This window comes from Frankia sp. Allo2, assembly GCF_000733325.1.
GTDB lineage: Bacteria > Actinomycetota > Actinomycetes > Frankiales > Frankiaceae > Frankia > Frankia casuarinae.
This window is the reverse complement of the sequence record NZ_JPHT01000021.1, coordinates 13740-37147: the sequence shown is the minus strand read 5'-3', so window position 1 is coordinate 37147 and position 23408 is coordinate 13740. Positions and strand designations below refer to the sequence as shown.

At 71.9% G+C, this 23408-nt stretch carries 16 protein-coding genes and 1 pseudogene; 8 read left to right on the top strand and 9 right to left on the bottom strand.

The window, feature by feature from the left end:
• Window positions 1-141 precede the first annotated feature (141 nt).
• Window positions 142-309: a hypothetical protein gene (locus tag ALLO2_RS25695; RefSeq protein ID WP_157493410.1), complete on the top strand. Its 168-nt coding sequence runs from the start codon at window positions 142-144 to the stop codon at window positions 307-309.
• Between the two features lie 5 nt (window positions 310-314).
• Here ALLO2_RS25695 and ALLO2_RS14685 read toward each other — a convergent pair whose 3' ends face one another.
• From ALLO2_RS14685 to ALLO2_RS14660, 6 genes are all read right to left on the bottom strand, one after another.
• Entirely contained in the window at window positions 315-1133 is an 819-nt protein-coding gene (locus tag ALLO2_RS14685; protein ID WP_023840275.1) for a metalloprotease, read from the bottom strand.
• A 197-nt stretch (window positions 1134-1330) separates the two neighbouring features.
• Window positions 1331-4822, bottom strand: a complete 3492-nt coding sequence (locus ALLO2_RS14680; RefSeq protein ID WP_035732760.1) for a DEAD/DEAH box helicase — start codon at window positions 4820-4822, stop codon at window positions 1331-1333.
• Window positions 4823-4890: 68 nt separating this feature from the next.
• Window positions 4891-6093: an alpha-hydroxy acid oxidase gene (locus ALLO2_RS14675; protein ID WP_023840276.1), complete on the bottom strand. Its 1203-nt coding sequence runs from the start codon at window positions 6091-6093 to the stop codon at window positions 4891-4893.
• 96 nt (window positions 6094-6189) lie between these two features.
• Window positions 6190-8883 (bottom strand): AMP-binding protein, encoded by a 2694-nt coding sequence (locus tag ALLO2_RS14670; protein WP_035732758.1) that lies wholly within the window; start codon window positions 8881-8883, stop codon window positions 6190-6192.
• 970 nt (window positions 8884-9853) lie between these two features.
• Complete coding sequence (gene modA / locus ALLO2_RS14665; RefSeq protein ID WP_023840278.1) at window positions 9854-10666, bottom strand: molybdate ABC transporter substrate-binding protein; 813 nt, start codon at window positions 10664-10666, stop codon at window positions 9854-9856.
• Between the two features lie 314 nt (window positions 10667-10980).
• Window positions 10981-11298 (bottom strand): flavin reductase family protein, encoded by a 318-nt coding sequence (locus ALLO2_RS14660; RefSeq protein WP_232235111.1) that lies wholly within the window; start codon window positions 11296-11298, stop codon window positions 10981-10983.
• Window positions 11299-12088: 790 nt separating this feature from the next.
• On the opposite strand from ALLO2_RS14660, the gene ALLO2_RS14650 reads away from it, so the two are divergent.
• Entirely contained in the window at window positions 12089-13279 is a 1191-nt protein-coding gene (locus ALLO2_RS14650) for an amidase (RefSeq protein WP_023840280.1), read from the top strand.
• 250 nt (window positions 13280-13529) lie between these two features.
• Here the strand turns inward: ALLO2_RS14650 and ALLO2_RS14645 are convergent, their stop codons facing one another.
• On the bottom strand, window positions 13530-14645 hold the full coding sequence (locus ALLO2_RS14645; protein WP_035732755.1) for an undecaprenyl-diphosphate phosphatase: 1116 nt from the start codon (window positions 14643-14645) through the stop codon (window positions 13530-13532).
• A gap of 127 nt (window positions 14646-14772) precedes the next feature.
• Between ALLO2_RS14645 and ALLO2_RS14640 the strand changes: the two genes are divergently transcribed.
• The gene (locus tag ALLO2_RS14640; RefSeq protein WP_023840282.1) at window positions 14773-15537 is read left to right on the top strand and encodes a response regulator transcription factor; all 765 of its coding nucleotides are present in this window, start codon (window positions 14773-14775) and stop codon (window positions 15535-15537) included.
• Window positions 15538-15543: 6 nt separating this feature from the next.
• The gene (locus tag ALLO2_RS14635) at window positions 15544-17199 is read left to right on the top strand and encodes a cell wall metabolism sensor histidine kinase WalK (protein ID WP_011436812.1); all 1656 of its coding nucleotides are present in this window, start codon (window positions 15544-15546) and stop codon (window positions 17197-17199) included.
• Here the strand turns inward: ALLO2_RS14635 and ALLO2_RS14630 are convergent.
• Window positions 17157-17606 carry a VOC family protein gene (locus tag ALLO2_RS14630; protein WP_035732795.1) on the bottom strand — a complete coding sequence of 150 codons (450 nt, stop codon included), beginning with the start codon at window positions 17604-17606 and terminating at the stop codon, window positions 17157-17159. The two genes, ALLO2_RS14635 and ALLO2_RS14630, sit on opposite strands and share 43 nt — an antisense overlap.
• Window positions 17607-17812: 206 nt before the next feature.
• Here ALLO2_RS14630 and ALLO2_RS14625 point away from each other — a divergent pair, with 206 nt between their 5' ends.
• From ALLO2_RS14625 to ALLO2_RS14615, 3 genes and pseudogenes are all read left to right on the top strand, one after another.
• Window positions 17813-18448, top strand: coding sequence for a TetR family transcriptional regulator (locus tag ALLO2_RS14625; RefSeq protein ID WP_035732753.1), 636 nt, complete (start codon window positions 17813-17815; stop codon window positions 18446-18448).
• A 119-nt stretch (window positions 18449-18567) separates the two neighbouring features.
• Window positions 18568-20740, top strand: a pseudogene (locus tag ALLO2_RS28305) (ATP-binding protein).
• A gap of 67 nt (window positions 20741-20807) precedes the next feature.
• Window positions 20808-21200, top strand: a complete 393-nt coding sequence (locus tag ALLO2_RS14615; RefSeq protein ID WP_011436808.1) for a DUF2237 family protein — start codon at window positions 20808-20810, stop codon at window positions 21198-21200.
• A 47-nt stretch (window positions 21201-21247) separates the two neighbouring features.
• Here ALLO2_RS14615 and ALLO2_RS14610 read toward each other — a convergent pair whose 3' ends face one another.
• On the bottom strand, window positions 21248-22183 hold the full coding sequence (locus ALLO2_RS14610; protein WP_035732751.1) for a sulfotransferase: 936 nt from the start codon (window positions 22181-22183) through the stop codon (window positions 21248-21250).
• Between the two features lie 177 nt (window positions 22184-22360).
• Here ALLO2_RS14610 and ALLO2_RS14605 point away from each other — a divergent pair, with 177 nt between their 5' ends.
• Window positions 22361-23287: a hypothetical protein gene (locus ALLO2_RS14605; protein WP_051623842.1), complete on the top strand. Its 927-nt coding sequence runs from the start codon at window positions 22361-22363 to the stop codon at window positions 23285-23287.
• The last annotated feature ends 121 nt before the right edge of the window (window positions 23288-23408 follow it).

Sequence of the window (23408 nt, the reverse complement as noted above, 5' to 3'; positions counted from 1 at the left end):
TCCGCCAGTAGCGTGATGGTGATTGTTTGCCGGTCGGTTTCGTGATCGAAATCGGTGGGGAGGGCTTCCCGGCCGGTTTCGGGTACGCCGAGAGCCCGAATGTTGCTCCGGGCGGGCCGGGGTCCTTTCCGGGGTGTGGGGGTGGCTGTGAGGTCGGGGTGGGGTGGTGCGACGGGTGCGCGGGGGCTCGGCGGCCAGCTGTCAGGTGGCGGCGGGCAGGGCGTCGAGCCGGTCGAGGGCGGCGGCGAGGTGCCGGTCACGCCCTGGTGGCAGCCTCAGCCGGCCAACATCACCCCGCTACTGGCGTAGCTGGGTCAGAACAGCGGCACGCTTCCGCTCTCGGACTGGCCGAGCCGGTGGCAGGTGTCGCTGTCGCGCAGGTAGCCGAAGGAGAAGGCCTGGGCGCGTTGACGGGGGGTGCCGTGGGCGCCCGGGGCGGAGGCCGCCTCCTGGTCGAACCAGCCACTGTCGCGGGTGTCGCCGATGCTGTAGAACAGCAGCGCGCCCTGCAGCGCGTCGGTGAACGCGATGCGCTTGGCGTCGTGCGCGCTCTTGGCCTGGCGGCCGGCGAAGCAGTCGGCCTGGTTCTCCTCCGCGCGCGACACCACGCCGATCGTCCCGCCGATCCGGGCGCCCCGATGGCCCAGCTCGTGCATGATCACAAACAGCGGGTAGGACGCTCCACCCGCCTGGAACAGCTCCGTCATGAAGTCGACGCTGTAGGCGACGGTGTCGTCGAGCTGGCAGTACAGTGCGTTGTCCGCGAACTGCTTGGGATCGTTCACCTGCGCGCCGCAGGCGTCCTGCGGAACCTGGCCGTCCCGGTAGGGGACGAACCGCGGTGGTGTCCACGCGTCGCCGAGTTCGCCGTGCCAGAAGCTGTTCGTGCCGCCCGGGCAGCCGACCGGTTCGGAGAGGAGCTTCTCGACCCCGGCGAGGTCGGTCACCCTGCCTCCGCACTCCCCGGCGGCCGCGATCGGCACCGCCGACGTGCTCACCGATGTCCCCCCCGCGGCCGCGTCCCCCGCGGCCGCGTCCCCCGCGGCCGCGTCCGCCGCGGGGGACGCGTTGCAGCCGGTCAGTACCCCGACGGACACGACGATCGCGGCCAACGCCGCCCAGATGACCCGCACGAGGCATCACCGTAGAGGTCCGCCCCGGTGTGTGGAACCCGACGTCGTCACCCTGACAGGCGCCGACGCCCTGACCTCGCCTAACTGCCGGTCGACGGCCCGGCCACAGGCCCCGATGGGCGCCCATCGGTGGAACCGGGTGAACCCGCCCGCGCCCGTCAGGCCACCGGCCACGAGGCAGAGGCGGTCCGGGGGCGTCAGGCGAACAGCTCGCGGATGTCGTCGGCGTCGAGCGTCGAGCTGAACACGTCACCGTCGTCCATGACGCTGGAGAACAGCCGTGCCTTCCGGTCCTTCATCGCCATCACCTTCTCCTCGATCGTGTCCCGGGCGACGAGGCGGTAGACCATGACGTTGCGGGACTGCCCGATGCGGTGCGTCCGGTCCACCGCCTGTTCCTCGGTCGCGGGATTCCACCACGGATCGAGCAGGAAACAGTAGTCCGCCTCGGTCAGGTTCAGGCCGAACCCGCCGGCTTTCAGGCTGACGAGAAAAACCGGGGCCGACCCCGTCTTGAACCGCTCGAGCACGGTGGACCGGTCGCGGGTCCGGCCGTCGAGGTAGCAGTGCTCCACACCGAGGGCGGACAACCGTTCGCGTACCTTGCCGAGAAATCCGGTGAACTGGCTGAAGACCAGGGCCCGGTGACCACTGTCGACGACGTCGGTGAGCTGCTCGAACAGAGCGTCGATCTTGGCGCACGGCAGGTCTGCGTGGTGGTCGTCCACCAGGCCGGCGTGCAGGCTGAGCTGGCGCAGCAGGGTCAGCGAGCGCAGGATCGTGAAGCGGTTGCGGTTCATGTCGTCGACCAGGCCCAGTACCTTCTGCCGTTCCCGTTGCAGATAGGTCTGGTAGAGCCTGCGGTGCCGCGGGTGCAGGTCCACCTCCAGGACCTGTTCCTGCTTTGGCGGGAGCTCGGGCGCCACCTGTTCCTTGGTGCGGCGCATCATCAGCGGCCTGATCCGCCGTCGGAGCTGGGCGAGCAGCTCGACGTCGTTCTGCTTCTCGACCGGCCGGGCGTAGTAGTCGCGGAAGCGGATCGGGTTCGGGAACAGGCCGGGCGCGGCCACCGACAGCAGCGACCACAGCTCCATCAGGTTGTTCTCCATCGGGGTCCCGGTGACGGCCAGTTTGAACGGCGCCGGCAGCAGCCGGGCGCACCGGTAGGCCTTCGCCTGGTGATTCTTGATCATCTGGGCCTCGTCGAGGATCAGGCCCGACCAGGCCAGGCTCGCGTACTCCTCGTGCTCGAGGCGGAAGAGCGTGTACGAGGTGATCACCAGGTCGGCGCCCGACACCGCCTCGTCGAGGGCCTCGCCACGCCGCCGCTGCGTGTCGCGGATCGCCACCGTTCGCAGCCCGGGCGCGAACCGGGCCGCCTCCGCGGCCCAGTTCGACACGACGCTCGTCGGCGCGACGACGAGGAACGGCGCGAGCTCGGGATCGGCCTGCCGGGCGTGGCAGACCAGCGCCAGCGTCTGCAGCGTCTTTCCCAGGCCCATGTCGTCGGCGAGCACCCCGCCCAGCCGGTACTTCCAGAGGAACGCCAGCCACCGGAAACCGTCGAGCTGGTAGGAGCGCAACGTCGCCGCGAGCGTCGCCGGCGGCTCCTGTTCGAGCTGGCCCTCGGCACCCAGCTCCAGCAGCCCCGTCACCTGCTGGCGCCACGACCGCGCCTGGCGCTCGACCACACCGAGCCCGGCGAGCTCCTCCCACAGCCCGACCTGGAACCGACTGATCCGCAGCGGGCCGCCGGGTGAGTCCTGTAGTGCCCGCGCCTCCTCGATCAGTCGCCGCAACGACTGCAGCTCGGGCTTCTGCAGGCTGAAGTAGGCGCCGTCGGCGAGGAGCAGGTGCGACTGCCCCTGACTCAGCGCCAGGAAGACGTCCGTGAACGGCACCTGCCGGCCCTCCACGGTGACGGTGACCCCGAGATCGAACCAGTCGGTCTCGCCCACCACATCGTCGGTGGACAGGCCGATGAGCAGCGAGTCGCCGGCCTCCCGGTAGGCCGCGGGGTCACCGCTGACCTCGACGGCCACCCCGGGCCGGTCCGCCAGCAACGGGAGCAGCTCCGTCGTCGCGCGCATCGTGTCGACGCCGCGCAGCCGCACCCGTGGCCGCAGACCGGAACCCTGGTCACCGGCGAGCAGGGCGGCCGTGCCGGAGGGCAGATCCAGCGCCGCCAGCACGTCCCGCAACGCGTCCTGCTCCTGGCGCGGATCCCGTAACCCGTCCGGTTCCGCGGCGGGAGGCGTCGCGGCGGGCAGCATCGTGCCGTCCGGTTCGGTGCCGTCCGGCTCCGTCGCGTACAGCGGCACGTGGATCCGCTCGCCGCCGACCTCGTAGGCCCATCCCCAGCTGAGGTCGAGTTCGTGGTCATCGCCGTAGGAGGCGTGCAGCACCAGGGCCGGCGGCGGCACCTCCGGCGGCTCGAAGGAACCGTCGCTGGACACCACGGGGGCCAGGCGCCGCAGGCGCGGGTAGAACTCCGCGCGGAAGCGGGACTCCTCGCTGCGGGGCACCCGCAGGCTCCGGTTCCCGACCGCCATCCGCTGCAGCCGTGGCGGCACCGGCTGGGCGAGCCGCGCGAGCCGGACGTGCCAGTCCCGATGGTCGTCGGAGGTCAGGACCTCCGCCCGGTCGACGTACACGACGCCGTGGCCGTCGCGGCCGATGAACGAGAACACGGCGGCGTCCGTCGCCGTCCCGCCGAGGTGGAGCAGGGGAGCCACGACCAGCGACTGCGTGCTCTCGTCCTGGGTGACGTTCAGGCACAGTTCCGCGGAACCGTACCGGCTCACGTCGCCGAGCTTCTTGCGGGCATGCACGAACCGGAGGCCGACCGCCTCGGCCTCGTCGAGCATCGACCAGAGCTGCCGGCTTTCGAACGCGCAGAGATCGAGTCGTTTCGCGCCGCCGGAAGAGTAGGAGGAGTAGTACGAGTACCCATACCGCTCCTCATGGGCCCGGTACACGGCGAAGAACTCCTGCAGCAGCCGTACCTGCGGCTGTTGGTACTCGCGGGTCTGGTACGCCGCGTTGAGGGCGTCCCACCCGATGGCGTTGACCCAGCCGTTCCGGCCCGGCTGCACCAGCCGGGCCGTGACCCGCAGGCCCAGCTCGGACCCGCCGCCGTGGGCCGGCGGATCCGCCGTGAAGCTCAGCTCGACGGCCAACGGCGTCGTCCCGGCGGCCCCGCCATGGCCGCCGCCGACGGCGGGCGAGGAACCCAGCAGCTCTCCCAGGTCCTCGGTCCAGGCAGCCGACCGGGACGGCCGCGGCTGAGCCGGCCGGGGCCGAGCCGACCGCGGGGAGGNCCCGGACCGCCGCGCCGATGGGCCGGGGGCCGCCGCACCCGTTGCCGCGCTCGCCGTGGCCGTCGCGCCTGTCGTGGCCGTCAGCACCAGCGCCACGACGTGCTTGCAGTCGGCGCCCACCGGGCAGGTGCACGAGCCGTACTGGAACGTCCAAGAGGACGGACCGTCACCCGAGAACTGCGCGTTCGTCGCGTAGACCTCGCCGCCGCTTCCACGCACCCGGCCCTGGAGGGTGTTCTCGTCGGGGTCCCAGTCGATCCTCGTGACCGCGCTCTGCTGGGCGTAGTGCACACCTCTGGCATACGAACGTTCGCTGACGGCTGTCCGGAGACCGGCGGTGCCGGGTCCCTGCCACGACACGGAGAGCATGCCGTTAAGGTAGCAGGCGGTGACGGAAGGTCGCCAAGTAGCCCGACTCGGCCGTCGACAGGCATGGCCTATCGCGTCGACGGTGAGAGGGTGCTGGGGATACGTGCGCCCGAGACGAGGCTGCGGTCGAGGTCCGCCACGGTCGCGGCGCCGAGCAGTGCCATCGCGTGGTCGAATTCCACGCGCAGCAGTTCAATCATCCGTAGGACACCGGCCTCGCCGCCCGCGGCGAGGCCGTACAGGTAGGGCCGACCCACGAAGACCCCTGCGGCGCCGAGGGCCAGCGCCTTGACCACGTCGTTGCCTCGCCGGACACCTCCGTCGAGGAACACCGTGAGTCTGCGCGCCGCCGCGTCAACCACCTCCGGCAGAATATCGATGGTCGCGGGGACGCCGTCCAACTGCCGCCCGCCATGGTTCGAGACCACGACACCGTCGACGCCCAGCTCGACGAGCCGGTCGCACTCGTCCCCGCGCATCAGGCCCTTGAGGAGCAACGGGCCTTCCCACAACGACCGGATCCGCTCGACGTCCTCCCAGGTGACGCAGTCCGACGACGATTTGATTGTCGCTCGGGTCTGGTTGAGGCTTAGCCGGGACGGGCCGCCGGGACAGCCGGCGCCGAATTGGCCGCGCATGAAGTCGAATTTGCGCATGAAGTCGAATTTGCCGCGGATGAAATCGGTCGCCCACGCCGGCTTGCTGGCCCCCTGCAGCAGCATCTTGGGATGCGGCGGCCGACTCATGAGCTTGTTGCGGGTGTCGCGTTCACGGTTGCCCAGGACCGGCGTGTCGATGGTGATGGCCAGGGCCCGGTAACCCGCCGCCGCGATCCGCCGGACGAGGTTCCCGACCTCGGCGCGGTTGGGGGGCAGGTAGAGCTGATACCACAGCGTGCCGGTCGAGCGCGCGGCGACATCCTCGAGCGGGAAGGCTGCCACGGTGCTCTGCATGTACACGATGTCCGCCCGCGCCGCGGCCCTCGCCACAGCGATCTCCGCGGACGAGCGCGCGAGGCGGCCCGCGCCCGTGGGCGCCAGCATGATCGGCATCGACAGCCGCTCGCCGAACACGGTAGTCGAGAGGTCTCGTGTGGCGACGTCGGCGAGCGGCCGCGGGCGGAACTCGATGCGGTCGAACGCCGTGCGGTTACGCCTGAGCGACACCTCGTCGCCGGCGCCGCCCTCCATGGCGTCGAAAACCGCCCGGGGAAGCCTGCGGCGCGCCAGTTCCCGGAAGTCCTCGACATTGATTGCGTCCTGCACCCTCACGAACACGGACCTTTCGCTGTCGGCCTGGCCACGGGATCGCGTTCTCCCGGTCGCCAGGATTGCCAGTCACTCCGGAAGCACTCAAGCGGCAGCCGTTCACGCCTTGCGGGAGCTGGTACAGCCAGCGAGGACCGCCCGGATGTCGGCCGCGATCTCGCTTACGACGGGTTCGCGCAGCACGGTGTCGTGGTCGCCGCCCACGGTGCGGTAGGTCGTCTCGCCGGTCAGCAGCGGGCGCCAGGCCTCCGTACGGTGCGGCGGCGAGGCGGCCGCCAGGTAGACCAGCGCCCGCCCGTTCCAGGGCTTGGGCCGGTAGAACCTCGTGAGCACCCGCGACTGGTTGTAGAAGACGTCGTACTGGTTCATGCCCTTGAACTGAACGACGCCAGCCAACGGGAGTTGGGCCGCCTGCCGGGCCCAGCCGAGCAGGACCCGTGCGGCAGCCCCCGCGCGCGCCGGGCCCATAGCCGATCCCCTCGCACGGTCCAAGGCTGGGGCCGGATTCGAGCTCCTGGTCGGGCCCCCCGGAACTGGAAGCTGAGAGGGCTGCACTCCTCCCGCGAAGACGCCGGAGGACGTGTCGGGCAGGAAGCTGTCGATGAGGACGAGCAGTTCGACGTGCTCGCCGGCCTCGGTGAGGAGTCTCGCGGTTTCGAGGGCGACGAGGCCGCCGAAGGAGTGGCCGGCGAGGTAGTAGGGGCCGGCGGGTTGGAGTAGGCGCAGGGTGCGGGCGTGACGGCGGGCGGCGGCGTAGATGGACCAGTCGGGGAGACCGCGGTATTCGAGGCCGTGGGCTTGGACGCCGTAGACGGGGCGTTCGCCGTCGAAGTGGCGGGCAAAGCCAAGCATGCCGACAGCGAGGCCGCCGGCGCCGCAGAAACAGAAGAGGGGCCCGCCGCNGCCGGNGGTGCGCAGCGGGACGACGGTGGGGTGGCGTAGGACGTCGGTGCCGGCATTGCGCAGGCGGGCGGTGAACTCGGCGACGGTGGGGGCGTCGGCGACGGNGGAGGTGGGGAGTTTGACACCGAGTTCGTCGGCGACTCTGGTGAGGAGCTCTTCGGCGATGAGGGAATCGCCGCCGAGTTCGACGAAGTCGTCGTGGATACCGACGTCGTCGAGGTGCAGGGCGGCGGCCCACACACCGGCGACGGCCTCTTCCCACTGGTCGCGGGGCGGGTCCTGGCCGGGTTTCGGACCGGCGGGGGGNAGGNTNAGTCGGTCGACCTTGCTGCGGTCGGTCCTCGGTAGCGCGGTGACCAGCATGACGGTGGCCGGCACCATGTAGGACGGCAGCTTGGCCCGTAGCAGGCGCCTGATCGAGGCCGGTGAGACCCGGGCGCCGGTCACGGGGACGACGTAGGCGACCAGGCGGGCCCGCTGCGTGGTCCTGTCGGCCACGACGACGGCTTCTAGCACATCCGAGCTCGCCAGCAGGGCGGACTCGATTTCGATCGGCTCGACGAGGTACCCACGGATCTTCACGGCCGCGTCGTTGCGGCCGACAACCCTGAGCTGGCCGCTGGCGTCGATGCGCCCGAGGTCTCCGGTGCGGTAGGTGGGTGTGCCGTCCGGCCCGATGCCGAACCGCGATGCGCTCGCCGCCGGCGCCCGCCAGTAGCCCCCCGTGATGAAGTGGCCCATCACGACGATCTCCCCCGTCTCACCGGGCGGCATCTCGATGCCATCCGGCGAGACCACCCTCACCGCGACGTCAACCACCGGCCGCCCGGCCGGCATCACGCCGTCGGGCAGGTCGTCGTCCGACCAGATCGGGGCACAGGTCGCCGTGCCGAGCTCCGAGGCTCCGTAGGAGACCAGGAACGCCGCGGCCGGCGGTAGGTGGTGGCGGGCCAACTCGACGTCGCGGGCGTAGATCGCCTCGCCGACCGACATGACGAATCGGAGGTCGTCGAGCACCTCGTCCGGCTCAAGGCAGCCGAACACGATCCGGATCAGCGCCGGCGTGGCCACGATGCCGGCCGGCCGGGTGGCGCGCAGCCAGTCGGCCAGGTCTCGGACGCCGCGGACCCGAGGGTCGTACATCTCGAGGGTGGTGCCGAAGACCAGGCCACCGACCGTCCGGTTCATCCCCGAGATGAAGGAGTAGGGCAGGAAGAGCGGCAGGCGGTCGCCCGGAACCAGCCGCATCACGTCCTGGACCTGGATGGCGTAGTGGATGCCCAGCAGGGCGCGGTGGTGCCACACGACACCCTTCGGTACTCCGGTCGACCCGGAGGTGAAGATGAGCACGGCTGGATCGGTATCGGCCCGGCGCGGCGCGGTCGACGCCACCCGGTCAGCCAGCGCCGGGGACCAGTCGGCGACGCGCTCGTCGCCGACGTCGATAGTCTCCACGATCCCCGGCAGCGCGGCGGCAGTCCGCTGGTCGGCGGAGCCAGTCGGTCCGGTGACGCACNCCGAGNCCCCCGCCAGTCCCACGACCTGAGCGAGACGGTCGGTGGGATGCATCCTGTCGAGGGGCACGCAGGGCCGGCCGCTCGCGATGACGCCCAGGACGGCGGCGATCCCGCTCGCGCCGTGGGGCAACAGCACCGCGACGGGCGTGTCCGGGTCAGCCGCGGCGGGCTGCCGAAGGATGCGGTCGGCGACGACGTCCACCCAGGCGACGAGCTGGGCGAAGGTAACGGCACGGTGTTCGTCGCGGACCGCCACGACGTCGTGGCAGACCATGGCGACGGTGCGGATCCGGTCGACGACGTTTCCGAACCGGTNGTCGGGACGCAGCGGCGGCGGTACCGGCACCGCCTGGGTGACCTGGCCTTTCCTCATGCCAGGCCTTTCCTCGCGCCAGCCAGGTCAGTGGCCCCAGGGACGGGCGGTGTTGTCATGGCGCCTCCCGGGCGGGCACTGGTATTGGAGCCGTGACCGCGCTCCGGTCCGTTCAGATCCGTTCATATCTAACACGAACGGCTTTGCGACCGACCATCCAGGCCATATTAATCATTAACGTAAGGGTATGGTTGCCATAAGGACCTGGCGCCCGCGATACGGCTCGACGCGAAGCGCCGCTTCGTCTCCCTATTGGCCGAGCCGGGTCTGTTGCGGCAGGGNCGGNGGNAGCGGNCGGCATGATCGACCGATATGTCTCCGCGCCGTCGGGCCGTTGGTGCCGGTGCCAGAGTTCGCAAGATTCCGGTGGTACTCGCGATTGGCCCGGTCCGCTCGGGATACCGAGGAACTGCTCACCAGGAGTGGTATCGACGTCGACCACGTTACTGAGCCTTTCCGCGTAACCATCTGTTGCATTGTGTAGCATTAATGGCGTGTTTCTGCGCGGTCTCAATAGGTCAGTGCACCACGTGTGGATCCAGTCACAGGGCTGGATCTGATAGGACGTGGTGTCCCTTGACCTGGAGGCGCGGTGCGCCGTCCCAGGCCACCTCGAAGGCCACCTCGAAGGCGATCTGATCATCGGCAAGGGTGGCAAGAGCCAGATCGCGACCCTCGTCGACTGAGTAGGTAGCCGCGGGCGCCGGTGCGTGGAGCGGCGAACACGAATTCGTCCTCGCCGTACATCGGCCAGCCACAACGCCCCCGAAGGGAGCGGTTCATACAACGCCTAACACCTGGTGGCCCGGAGGGAGCTCGAACAGCTCGAACCCCGAGGCGGCCTCGAACCCGCGGGAGGGGGACACCGTCCCGCGGGCCCGAGGCGGAGAGGTCCTTCGCCGGATCGTGGGATGCCGTGGCGGACCTCGGCTAGGGGCCTCGGCCAGGGGCCTGGGTCAGGGGGCCTGGGTCAGGGGGCCTGGAATCCCGCGTTGGTCAGCACGGTGCTCGCCTTGTCGGACAGGATGAAGTTGACGAACGCGGTGGCGCCGACGGCGTTGGGCGCGTTCTTCAGCGCGACGATCGGGTAGTCGTTGATCGCCTTGGCGGATTCGGGGAACTCGACGCCGTCCACCTTGCCCGCCGACGCCTTGACGTCCGTGCGGTAGACCAGCGCGGCGTCGACCTCACCGAGGGTGACCTTCGACAGCGCGGACTTGACGTCCTGCTCCAGGGTGACCGGGGTCAGGTTCACTCCGGTGGCGGCGAGCGCCTTCTTCGCGGCGGCTCCGCAGGGCACCTGCTCGGCGCACAGCGCGACCTTCACCCCAGGCTTGGTCAGGGCGGGCAGATCGGTGATGCCCTTCGGGTTGCCCTTCGGTACGGCGATGACGAGCTGGTTGCGGACGAAGACCTTGGGCGCGCCGACGTTGTCGCCGGCGTCGGTGACGGTCTTCATCGTGGCCGGGCTCGCCGCGGCGAACACGTCGGCCGGGGCGCCGGAGGTGATCTGCTGGGCCAGCTGCGAGCTGCCGGCGAAGGAGAAGGTCACCTTCGATCCGGGGTTCGCGGCCTCGAAGTCCTTGCCGAGCTGGGTGAACGACCCCGTCAGCGAGGCGGCGGCGAGCACCTTGACGGTCCCTTGTACTCCGCTCGCGGCGCTGCTGGCCGTGGCGGAGGGCGTCGCGGCAGCGCCGCCGTCGCTGCCGCCACATCCGGCGGTCGCGAGAAGCCCGGCGCCGAGCACCGCCAGGGCCGCCGTCTTCATCCTGCGAAATCTCATGTGTCCCGTTCCTCCACCCGTTCACCCGTTGTCCGGCTTCCGCAGCCGCGGACCATGTCGCTGATCTAATCCGCAGATACGAAACTCTGTGCATGATAGTTCCGCATCTGCGCGCTGAACAGGTGGGTTGTTCCGTGGTGTGCCGATGCGCGGCCGGGGCCTGCGCCACGGCGACCGGAGCCCCGCTCGGCGGGCGATGTCGAGAGCGGTGCCGAGAGCGGTGCCGAGAGCGGTGCCGAGAGCGGTGCCGAGGGCAGGGTCGAGAGCGGTGCCGAGCCGGTTGAGCCGGTCATGCTCCTCTGGCCGGCCGCGGGTTACGATGGCAGGACGTGGAAGGTCCGGTCGTGGTAGATGAGCGGGGACGCCTCCGGGTCGGTGTCCGCCTCAAGGACCTGGCCGATGACGAGGAAATGGTCCCCGGCCTCGACGGGTGGCCGGGCGGAGCAGCGCAGCCACGCCCGTCCCCCGTCGAGCAGGGGCTCGCCGGTGGGCAGCCTGGTCCAGCGGGTCGGCGAGGCGAATCGGTCGATCCCGCTGCGGGCGAAGCGCCGGGCGACCTCCTCCTGCTGGGAGGACAACAGGTTCACCACGAAGGTCTCCGCGACCCGCAGACGGGGCCACGTCGATGACACCCGGACTCTGGTCCTCGACTCCGCGCAGGCCAGACGAGTCGCAGCGCTGATCACCTGGCAGCATGCCGTCGGGGGGCAGGCGCACTGCTTGGCCCGGCTGGTGCTGCGCGCCGCNCCCGAACCGCCGGTCGCGGTCCTGTCCGAGCTGGCCGACAACCCCGACCGTCTCGGGATCAGCGGAGATATGGCCGGGGTCGCCGTGGCGTTCCTCGCGGCCATGCGGCCCTACGCCACCCTGGACCCCGCATCGCTGGTCTGGATCACTCACCACGGGCCGTTCTCCTCCCCCGATGACGACGGCGGGCCCCAGACCTTCACCCGCGTGGACCTCGACTACCGCGATGGCGCCTTCCACGACGACCTGCGGGCCGCCCGCAAGGCCGACATCGTGGTCTCCGCCACCGGGCAGCCCACCTGCTCACCGGCGAGCACATCGGCGAGCACATCGGCGCCCACCAGTGCCTCGTTGTGGACTCCGGGTTCATGCCGCGCGCCGACGGGTCGGTGGCCGGCGGCATCCACCCCAGCGCCGTCGGGATCCCGTAGCGGATCACCCCGGTGCCCGGTGGGGTCGGCCCGGTCGAGATGGCCGTGCTGATGGAACGCATCGTCCGCCAGGAGGCCGACCCGAACCTGCGCCCCTGGGCGCTGCCCCGGCGTCGCCCCGGACCCGCGCCCAGACCACGACGCGCGCCGCCTTCCCGGCCCGCAACCCGTCCCCATCTCGTACCCCACCCCGGCGGGAACCGCCACCTCCTCCACCGAGCCCCACCCCGCCCCGGCGGCCCCGGTGAGCGGCGGACTGTCCGCGCTGCGCATCGCCGCCCTGGTCCACGCCGGGGAGCTATCCGCCGAGCAGATGACCCGCGACGCGCTTGCGCGTATCGCGGACGGCGATTCGGCGGTGCGGGCCTTCGCCGCCCTGTGGCCCGAGCAGGCATACGCCCACGCGGCCGACGTGGACCGCCGGGTCCGCGCGGGCGAACGGCCGCCGCTGGCCGGGGTGCCTCTGGGGGTGAAGGTTACCGAGGGGCTGACCTCGACCCAGACCCGCCGGCTGCTCGCGGGCGGCTGCGTACCGGTCGGTGCCACCGCCGCCCCGGGCCCGGGCACTACCTGGCAGACCTGGGGGCACACCGACCGCGGCCCGACTCTCAATCCGCACGACCCGGCTTGGAGCCCCGGCGGGTCGTCCGCCGGATCGGCCGCCGCCGTCGCCGCCGGCCTGGTTCCCTTGGCCACCGGCAGCGACGGCGCCGGTTCGGTGCGCATCCCGGCGGCGTGGTGCGGCGTCGTGGGCCTGAAACTCACGGGCGGCCGGGTGCCCGCCCGCGACCGCGCGGGTCTCAACGCTGCCGGCGTGCTGGCCCGCGAGCCCGCCGACGCGGCCGCCTACCTCGACGCCGTCGCGGGCACCGCGACCCTGCCGGCGCTGCGCCGCCCCGACCGGCCGCTGCGCACGGCGTGGTCGGCCACGCTCGGTTTCGCCGATACGGCCCCGGCGGTCGCCGAGGTGGCCCGCACCCACCTGGACGCCCTCGCCCGAGCCGGCGCGCTCGCGGTGACCGATGCCGTGCCGTGCTTGCCCGACCCGGCGGACTGCTGGGTGTCCCTGCGTCACAGCGGCCAGGACACCGCCGGTACCCGGGCCGCCCTGCTGCGCTCTCTCGGTGGCCTGTTCGCCGGGCACGACCTGCTCGCCACCCCGACCACACCCAACCCCCCGCACGGCCACCAGGGGCCCGGGGAGACGATGAGCGTGGCACTCACCTGGGCGTTCAACATCACCGGCCATCCTGCGATCAGCATCCCAGCAGGCCTAACCGGTGTCGGGGAACCGGTTGGCCTGCACCTGGTCGCCCCACCGGGCCGCGAGGCCGACCTTCTCGCCGTCGCTCTGGTGGCCCGCGCCATGCCCACCGCGCCCATCCGAACATGGCGACGACGGCTACCGGGCCCGGGACTCGGGTTCGTGCCTTGACGGCGCCGACCTCGTCCTGGTCGCCGAACTCCTCGGCCACGCCCGCGTCGACACCGTCCGGATCTACACCCTGCCCACCGACGACGACGTCCAAGACGCCGTCGACCGGGTCACCGTCGACTACGAACCACTCCGAAACGGACCATGCCACTACAGAGAGCTACTTTGCGGCTGGTGGCACGAACCCGAGTCCTGGGCCCTCCAGCGCTGTCCCGTTGCTGTCCCGTGCCGTTCAGAAGATCCCGAAACGTCAGAAGATCCCGAAACGTACGACGCACAGGGCACCGGCCACCAGGCAGTAGACGGCGAAGGGGGTCGCCGTGCGGGTTTCGAACCATCGGGCCAGGAACCGGATGGACACGTAGGCCACGACGCCGGCGACGATCGCCCCGAACAGGGTCTGACCGCGAACACCGTCTCCGAGCGGGCCGAGGAGGTCGGGGAGTTTCAGCAGGCCGGCGGCGAGGATCACCGGGGTGGCGAGCAGGAACGCGAACCGGGCGGCGTCGAGGTGGGAGAGTCCCCGGGACAGGCCAGCGATCATCGTGACGCCCGACCGGCTGATTCCCGGAGCCAGGGCGGCGGTCTGCGCCACCCCGACGAGCAGGGCGTCCAGGCGCGGCAGCGCGGCGAGCCGCCGGTCGGCGTGCCGGGCCGCTGTCTCGGCTTCGGGTAGTGCTGTCTCGGCTTCGGGTAGTGTCACATCCTCGGCTTCGGGTAGTGCCGTCTCGGTCGTCACGGCCTTCGAGTGGTTGCCGGGCCCGGACCCGGGTGCGGATCCGTGAGCTACCAGGGGACCGGAGGCCGGGCGCGTCCCGACCCTGCGGCCCGTGACCGGCGCCGAGCGTGGTATCGGCATGGTGTGCTCGTCCCGGTATCCGGCCGGCCCGGGAGCGCCGCCGGTCGTCGACCGGCGGCGCAGACGCTCCCCCAGCAGCATGATCATGCCGTTCACGGTGAGGAACACGGCGGCCGGCAGCGGCCGGCCCAGGTGGGTGCGCAGCGGATGCTCGAGGAGCAGCCCGACGATGCCCACCGGAACGGTCCCAAGGATGATCAGCCAGGCGAGCCGGCCGTCGGCGGTGGTGACCCGCCGGTCCCGGACCGAGACGGCCAGGCCCGTGATGATGCGCCGCCAGTCGTCACGGAAGGCGACGATAAGCGCCGCGGCGGTGGCCACGTGCACGGCGACGATGAAGGCGAGGTAGGGCGACTCGGGCGCGGAGACGTCGAGGTCCGCTGCCCATCGGCCGCCGATGAGAGCCGGCACGAGCACGCTGTGACCAAGGCTGGACACCGGGAACAACTCCGTGGCGCCCTGCAGGGCACCGATCACGCCCGCCTCGGCGTAGCTGAACGAGGACATGCCCGGCACCGTGCGCCTTCGATCATGTGAACATGGTGTGATGACCGAGTCCCGCGGCGCCACCGGCCGTGACACCGGCCGCAGACCGGAGCGGTTCTGCGCTCGCAGCAGCTCTACGATCCGTTCCATGCGGGTACTGGTCGTCGAGGACGAGGCGCGCACCGCCGCCCTGCTCCGCCGTGGCCTGGTCGAGGAGGGCTACGCGGTCGACGTCGTCGGTGACGGCGCCGACGCGGTCTGGCAGGCGACCGAGATCGGCTACGACGCGATCGTCCTGGACCTCATGCTTCCCGGTCTCGACGGATTCGAGGTGTGCCGCCGCCTGCGCGAGGCGGGCCGCTGGGCCCCGGTGCTCATGCTCACCGCCCGGGGGGACGTTGACGACCGTATCCGCGGTCTCGACGCGGGTGCCGACGACTACCTGCCCAAGCCGTTCAGCTTCGGGGAACTGACCGCCCGGCTGCGGGCGCTCGTGCGGCGCGGGGCCGTGGAACGCCCCACCGTCCTGCGGATCGGGGATCTTCGCCTCGACCCGGCCGAGCACCGCGTCCTGCGGGCTGGATCGCCACTCGACCTGTCCGCGAAGGAGTTCGCGCTCCTCCACCTGCTCATGCGCCATCCCGACGAGGTTCTGACCCGTACCTATATCGTCGATCACGTCTGGGACTTCGCCTTCGACGGCACCTCCAACATCGTCGACCAGTACGTGCGCTACGTCCGCCGGAAGATCGACATTCCGGACGGTCCGTCGCTCATCGAGACCGTCCGCGGGGTCGGATACCGGCTACGGACCCCGGCCGAGACGCCGCCCGGGAGGTCCCGCACACCTGATGTGTCTGCCGCGCCCGGTGCGTCTGCCGCGCCCGGCCCGGTCGTCGACGGGGGATCGTAGCCCGACGTGCCGATCCGGGTGAGGCTGACCCTGCTGTTCGCGCTGGGGACCGCGATCGTGCTCGCCGTCGCTGGCGTCCTGTTCTACCTGCTGCTCCGGGTGAACCTGCGGGACTCCGTTGACGCCGACCTGCGGACCCGGTCGGATCTGCTGACGGTCAGGCTCGCCGATCGGTTTGATGCCGCCCGGCCCGGGGGCGCCGGGGGCGTTGGTCGAGCCGATGCGGCCGATCTGCTCGTGGGCGGCGGATCGATCGCCCAGGTGCTCCGGGCGGACGGGACGCCGATCGTCTCGTCGCCGGACGCCGGGTCGCGGCCGCTGCTGACCGCGGACCAGCTCGCCCGGGCCCGGGCGCAGCCGACCCTGGTCACCCGGGAAGTGCGGGCCGGCACCGGGATCAGGCCGACCGGAGATGTCCGCGTCCTGGCCGTGGCGGTGCACACGGGCCGGGCCACCATGATCGCGGTCGTCGGCACGCCGACGCACCTCACCGACAGGGCCGAGGACCGGGTCCGCAACGTGATGGTGGTGGCGACGGCTCCGACGATCGCGCTGGCCGGCCTCGCCGCCTGGCTGCTCTCGGGGGCGGCGCTGCGGCCGGTGGAGCGGATGCGCCGGCAGGCGGCCGCCATGGCGGCCGCGGAGGTGGTCGCCGCCGGTCCGGTCGCCGCCGGTGGCGGCGACCCGGTCACCGCCGGCAGGAACGGCGAGCTGGCGGTGCCCGCGACCCATGACGAGATCGCCGCTCTGGCCAGAACGATGAACGACCTGCTCCGCCGGCTGAACGCGGCCCGTGCCCGGGACCGTGCCTTCGTCGCCGACGCCGGCCACGAGCTGCGGACGCCCCTGACCGTGCTCAAGGCCGAGCTGGAGCTCGCCGCCCGTCCCGGTCGCACGCGCGAGGAGCTGATCGAGGCGATCGTCAACGTCTCGGACGAGACCGACCGGCTCATCCGGCTGGCCGAGTCGTTGCTCACGCTCGCCCGGATGGACGGTGGTCTCGTCGGACAGGGGCGGGTCGCGCTCGACGAGGTACTCACCCGCTCCGCCCGGGCAGCGACGGGCTTTCTCCAGGCGCGCGGGCTACGACTCCGGCTTGGCGTCGCCGACGCGCAGCGGCCGCTGGAGGTCCTCGGCGACGGGGACATGCTCCGGCGGGCGGTCGACAACCTGCTTGCCAACGCCGCGCGTCACGCACCCGCGGGCAGCGTCGTCGAGCTGCGGGGATGCCGCACACCGCGGCGGGTCGTCGGGCCGTGGGTGGGTGTGGACGGGCCGGGCGAGGTCGTCATCGTGCAGATCCGCGACCGCGGCCCCGGGTTCCCTCCCGAGTTCCTGCCGTACGTGTTCGAACGGTTCCGTCGCGCGGACACCGCCCGCACCCGGGACCACGGCGGTGCCGGGCTGGGTCTCGCGATCGTCGCCGCGATCATCAGTGCACACGGCGGCACCGTCGAGGCGGCCAACTGTCCGGACGGCGGCGCGGTCGTCACCGTCACCCTGCCTGCGACCGCCTGGCCTCCCGGTCCGCCGTCGGCGAGCCTGGCCTCCCGGTCCGCCGCCGGCGAGGGTGCACCGGGTCGTCCGGGTGAGCCCCGCCGTCCCGACGGGCCCGCGCGTCAGCCGTCGGCGAGGGATCTCCGGTCCCGGCGCAGGGGATGATCGGGCGGGATCTCCACGACCACGATCGGGACGCCGTCCGGATCCTCGATCCACATCTCGTCGAGTCCCCACGGCTCACGCCGCGGCTCCCGGGTGATGACGACACCCGCCGCGTTCAACCGGGCGTGTTCGGCTGCCAGGTCACGCACCTGCAGCCAGAGCCGCGCCGTCCTCACTGGTTCCCGGCCCGTGCCCGCCGGTTCCCCGTCCGCGCCCACCGGCCGTGCCGGCCGCGGCGAGCGCCCGGACACCTCCAACAGGCCCTGGCCGAGGAAGAACACCAGCCCGGGTTCCNCCGGCGGCCCGAACTCGCGGTAGACCGCCAGCCCGAGGGTCTCGCGGTAGAAGTGATGACTGCGCTGCGGATCCGTGGGCCGGAGCAGGATGCGGCTACTGAGAACCTCCATCCGGCGAGTCTGCCCCGCCTGCGGACCGCCGTCGTCACCCGCGAGGTGCTGCGGGAGGCCGAGAGCGACCCGCGGCGGCGCCCCTTCGTCCACGTCGCGTAGCGTCCCGTTGTTCCCGTTGTTCCCGTTGTTCCCGTTGTTCCCGGGCCCGGCGGCCGGTGCCGTCCGTCCCGGCGGGGCGGATCAGCCCTTGCTAGATTGATCGAATGTGCGAGCCCGCCGGCCGGCGTGAGCGCAAGAAGCGGCGCACCCACGACGCGCTGTCCGCGGCGGCCATCGCGCTGTTCCTCGACCGCGGCTTCGGTGCGGTGTCGGTGGCGGAGGTCGCAGCGGCGGCCGGGGTGTCGAAGCCGACGCTGTTCACCTACTTCACGAGCAAGGAGGACCTGGTCCTGCACCGGATCCTCGACCATCGTGGGGAGTTCGCCCGGGTGGTGGCGCAGCGCCCGGCGGGCAGTTCGCCGCTGGCCGCCATCGAGGAACATCTCGCCGCCGGGCTCGAGCGCCGGGAGCCGGTCACCGGTCTGAACGACGACCGCGAGGTGCTCGCCTACCACGGCATGGTCTTCTCCACCCCGAGTCTGCTCGGCAGGCTGGCCCAGCACACCGGGCAGGATGAGGATGCCCTCGCCGCCGCGCTGGCCGCGGCGGTGCCGGCGGCCGGCGAGCTCGCGGCCCGGCTGGCTGCCGCGCAGATCATCGCCGTCCGGCGGGNGCTGGCCCGGGNGAACTGGGCCCGGCTGGGGGAGGGACGGTCCGCCGCGCAGGTGTTCCCGGACGCGCTTGCCGCCGCGCATCAGGCGTTCCGCGCCCTGCGGCGTGCCCTCCCCGACTACGCCTGAGTGCCTGCCATGTCCTGACTGTTCCTTCATGATCGCGGGTTGCGGCGGGGAGTGCCGCCTTCGTCCGGATAGTATTCCTTACCGAGTTAAGAAAGGGGTGCTCGGTGATGATTGACGGCATGAACGCCGAACCGGATGCGGATCCGGTCGACCTGGCCGTCGATGTGGCTGTCGATGTGGCCGGACCGGACGCGGAGCTGGCCGCGGAACGCGAGCACCTCCGGCGCAGCCGGCGGGCGCTGGCGGGGATGCGGGCCGAGGTCGAGGGAACGGAGATTGCCGCGGGCGACGCGGTCGTGGACAAGGTGACGAACGCCTACCTGAAGCTGGCGAAGCAACGGCGGCTCGCCAGCTTCACCGAGCAGGAGCATTCGACGCCGCTGTTCTTCGGCCGGGTCGACTACGGGCCCGACGCGCCCCGGGGCCCCGGCCAGCGCTTCTACCTCGGGCGGCGGCACGTGCGCGAGGCTGCCGGGGACGATCCGCTGGTCGTCGACTGGCGCACCGAGGTCGCCCGGCCGTTCTACCGGGCGCATCCGGGCGACCCGATGGGGCTCACGGTCCGACGCAGGTTCGGCTACGACGGGGCGGAGCTCACCGCGTTCGAGGACGAACCGCTCATCCCCCGCCGCTCGGGGGCGGGGACGGCGGCGGGAGAGCCGGCGGCGGCGGGAGAGCCGGCGGGGGAGGCGACCGGGCCGGCCGGCGACCTGCTGGACCGGGAGATCGAACGGCCCCGCACCGGGCCGATGCGCGACATCATTGCGACGATCCAACCCGAGCAGGACGAGATCGTCCGGGCGGATCTCGCCGTGAGCGTGTGCGTCCAGGGCGCCCCGGGGACGGGAAAGACCGCCGTGGGGCTCCACCGGGCCGCCTATCTGCTCTACGCCCACCGTGAGCAGCTGCGGCGCTGCGGGGTACTCGTCGTCGGCCCCAACCGCGCCTTCCTCGGCTACATCGCCGCGGTGCTGCCCTCCCTCGGGGAGTTCACGGTGCGGCACAGCACCCTCGACGACGTGGTGGGCGCGGTCGCCGTGCGCGGCACGGACCCCGACGACGTGGCCGCGCTCAAGGGCGACGCCCGGATGGCGACGGTGATCCGTCGGGCGTTGCACGGGGCGATCCGCCCGCCCACCACGGCCGGTCTCCGTGGACACCCGGGTCGGCCGGTGGACGGTCGGCGCCGACGAGTTCGTGGACCTGGCCGCCGACCTGATCGCGCAGCTGGGCGCGGGCGCGTTGCGCTACGGTACCGCCCGGGCACGCCTGGCCGGCCGGATCGCCGAGTCTGTCCGTCGCCGGGCCGAGGCGAGCGGACACTTTTTCACCGACGGGGCGCTGCGCACCCTCGCCCGCGGCCGGGCCGTCCGCGAGGCCGTCGAGGCGGTCTGGCCGCGGGCCGACGCGCCGGGCCTGGTGCACCGCCTGCTCACCGACCCGGCGTTCCTGGCGTCGGCGGCCGACGGGGTGCTCACCGACGACGAACAGCGCCTGCTGCTGACCGGCGCACCGCGGGGCGGGGTCCGGACGGCGCGCTGGTCGCTCGCCGACGCGTTCTGCGTCGATGAGGCCCGGGACCTCATCGAGAGCGGACCGGGCTTCGGGCACGTGATCATCGACGAGGCGCAGGACCTCTCCGCGATGCAGTGCCGCGCGCTCGGCCGCCGCTGCGCGGACGGCTCCGCCACCGTCCTCGGGGACATCGCCCAGGGCACCACCAGCTGGGCCGCGACCTCGTGGCCGACGTTGCTGGCCCATCTCGGCAAACCCACGGCGCACCTGGAGGTGCTGACCCGCGGTTACCGGGTGCCCGCGGAGATCCTCGACTTCGCGAACCGGCTCCTGCGCCACATCGCCCCGGATCTGCGTCCGGCGACCTCGGCGCGGACCACGCGCGGCGCGCTGACGACGGCCCCAACCNCCCCGCAGGGGCTCACCGCCGCGGTGGTCGACCACACCCGCCGGACCCTGCCGCACCCCGGCTCGCTGGCGATCATCGTCGCCGACCGGGAGGTGGCGGCACTCGCGGCGGCGCTGGACGCCGCGCGGCTGCCGATGCCGATCGTCCCGCTCGACGGGGACNCCCCNCCCGGGCGGGCCTGCCTCGTGCCCGCCTCGCTCGCCAAGGGACTGGAGTTCGACCATGTCATCGTGGTGGAACCCGCCGCGATCGTGGCGGGTGAGGCGTGGCTGTTGCAGGGGTTGCGCCGGCTCTATGTCGTCCTCACCCGCGCCGTGAGCGCCCTCACCGTCGTGCACGCCGACGCGCTGCCCGCACAGCTGCGGTGAGCGACCTCGCGGGCCCGATCCGGGTGGTTGCCGTGTCGCCACCGGACGAGTGGGAGAAACTGTCGATGTGGCAGATGAACGGAACGTTCTCGGTGGGGAACTGGAGCCCTGCGGCACCGATCCGGTGACCGGCTTCTACCGCGACGGGTGCTGCAGCACCGGTCCGGAGGATCTCGGTAGCCATACCGTGTGCGCGGTGGTCACCACCGAGTTCCTACGGCACCAGCGGCAGGTCGGCAACGACCTGTCGACGCCCCGACCCGAGTACTCCTTCCCCGGCCTGCGCCCGGGTGACCGCTGGTGCGTGGTCGCGGTACGGTGGCTGCAGGCCTATGAGGCGGGGGCCGCCGCGCCTGTCGTGCTGGCCTCGACGCACGAACGCGCCCTGGAGGTCATCCCGCTGGAGGCGCTGCGCGCCCACGCCGTTGACGTGCCCGCCGACCCACGATCACTCGGCTGACCTCGGCCGGCCCCGCCGGTCGCCGGCCCTGTCAGTCGATGATCTCGTCAGTCGATGATCTCGGGTTCGAGGCCCACGGTGAGCCAGTCGACGTAGGACAGGCCGGTGATCTCTTCGAGGCGGGCGATGTCGTCGACGAAGTACGGCAGCACGGCGCGGTGCTGCTCGGCGGTGAGCTTCGGGCGTCCGCCCTTCTGCCGCTGCAACGCGGTGAGCAGCGGACCGCGGAAGGTCCTGCGCGNGGGAACNGGGAAGTGGTGCCCGATCCGCCCGCCGGTGCGTAGCGCCGCGCGCAGCACGCTGTTCACGGGGGTGTCCGCGACGAACGGCGTGACGTTCTCGGCGGGCACCAGGTCCACCAGACCCGTCTCGACGCCGAGGAACTCGCAGACCCGGTCCAGCGTGGCGGCGGGGGAGTCGCGCAGGTCCCGGTAGCGCAGCAGCAGGACCTGGTCGCGGGAGAACAGGGTGAACAGATGGCTGAGCTGCTCCCCGTACAGGCCGAGGGAGACGTAGTGCCAGAACTGGGCCCAGCCGGCGTCCCGGCGCTCACGCTCCAGAGCACAGGCCCGGACGAAGTCACGTTCCGACTCCAGCCCCGCCGCCCACAGATGGGTCCAGTTCGAATGTGCGCGGTCGACCGGGTTGCGCAGCATGACGATGATCCGCGCCTTCGGCAGGAGCCGCCTGATCCGGTTCTGGGCGTCCAGGTCGTAGAGGTAGAACGGAGTGACCTCGCCCTTGAGCGTCCCCGCCGGAGCGGCATCGAACAGCGCTTCGTAGTCGGCCCGCCGCCACACGTGCTCCTGGTACGTCTGGGCGTCACCGGGGCCGCCCCGGGCCGGCGGCGGCCCCTGCGACAGGAAGAACTTCGGCTCCTTCACCGACGGGAGGAACAGCGCCGGGTGTCGGACGAGTGCCGCGTGCAGCGCCGTCGTTCCGGCTTTCGGCACGCCGATCACGAGGAAGTCGGGAAGGGCCATATGACGGGCGCTCCTGGACGACTGGGGTCGGTAAGCGACTGGGGTCGGTGGGCGGCCCCGGGGTACGTACCTCGCATACTCCAGTAATCCGACCGGGGACCTCAAGATAGTAGCGGTCAGGGCAGGACGGCGTGAACGGAACGTTCGTCATCCTTACCCGGCCGGTAGGGTTGCCGCGTGGTAGTGAGCAAACAGCACTTGGCGGCGACGGCCGTACCGCTCCCCGGGCTGAGGCCCGCCGTGACCGTGGTCGCGCCGCCCGGTGACGGCCCGGGGTACTGGGCCGGCGCGCCGTGCGCCATCGCGGTGGGCGGCGTATTTTACCTGGCCTATCGGCTGCGCCGTCCCGTTGGGATCGGCCGGGGCTTCGGCGTCGTCATCGCCCGCTCCACCGACGGGGAGAACTTCACCGAGATCGCCGTCGTGCCCCGGGACCCGTTCGGAGCCGAGAGCCTGGAGCGGCCCGCTCTGGTGGTGACCCCGCAGGGATCATGGCGGCTCTATGTGAGCTGCGCGGCTGCGGGCAGCCCGCACTGGTGGGTGGACCTGCTGGAGGCCGACGACCCCGCGGCGTTCGACCCGGCCCGCCGCCGTACCGTCCTGCCCGGCGATCCGGCCAGCCTCGCCGTCAAGGACCCGGTCGTGGTCCATTACGACGGGCAGTGGCATCTGTGGGCCTCCTGCCATCTGCTCGACGACCCGCTGGCGACGGACCGGATGGACAGCCGCCACGCCACGAGCCCGGACGGCGTGACCTGGACCTGGACTGGAACGGCGCTGGCGCCCCGCCCCGGCTGCTGGGACGCCCGCGGCGTGCGGATCAGTTCCGTGCTCACGGGCGGCTCCCAGCCGGTCGCCCTGTACGACGGTCGGGCCACCGCGGCGGAGAACTGGGCGGAACGCACCGGTCTCGCCGTCGGGGTGACCGTCGACCGGTTCCACGCGGTCGGCACCGAGCCGGTCGCGGTCTGTCCGGACGGGGACGGCGCCCTGCGCTACGTCAGCGTGGTCGAGCTCCCGGACGGCGGCCGGCGGCTGTACTACGAGGCCTCCCGGTCGGACGGCAGCCACGAGCTGCGCACGGAGCTGCATCCGGCCCCCTGAGCCGCCCCCGGTGCCCTGAACGCCGCCGTTTTGCCTGGTTGGCGGCATCCTGGCGGGGATGCTGCCGGTTTTAGGGAGGGGTCGCGTTTGAGGGGCCGGGTTCAGGGAGAGGTGTGGCGGC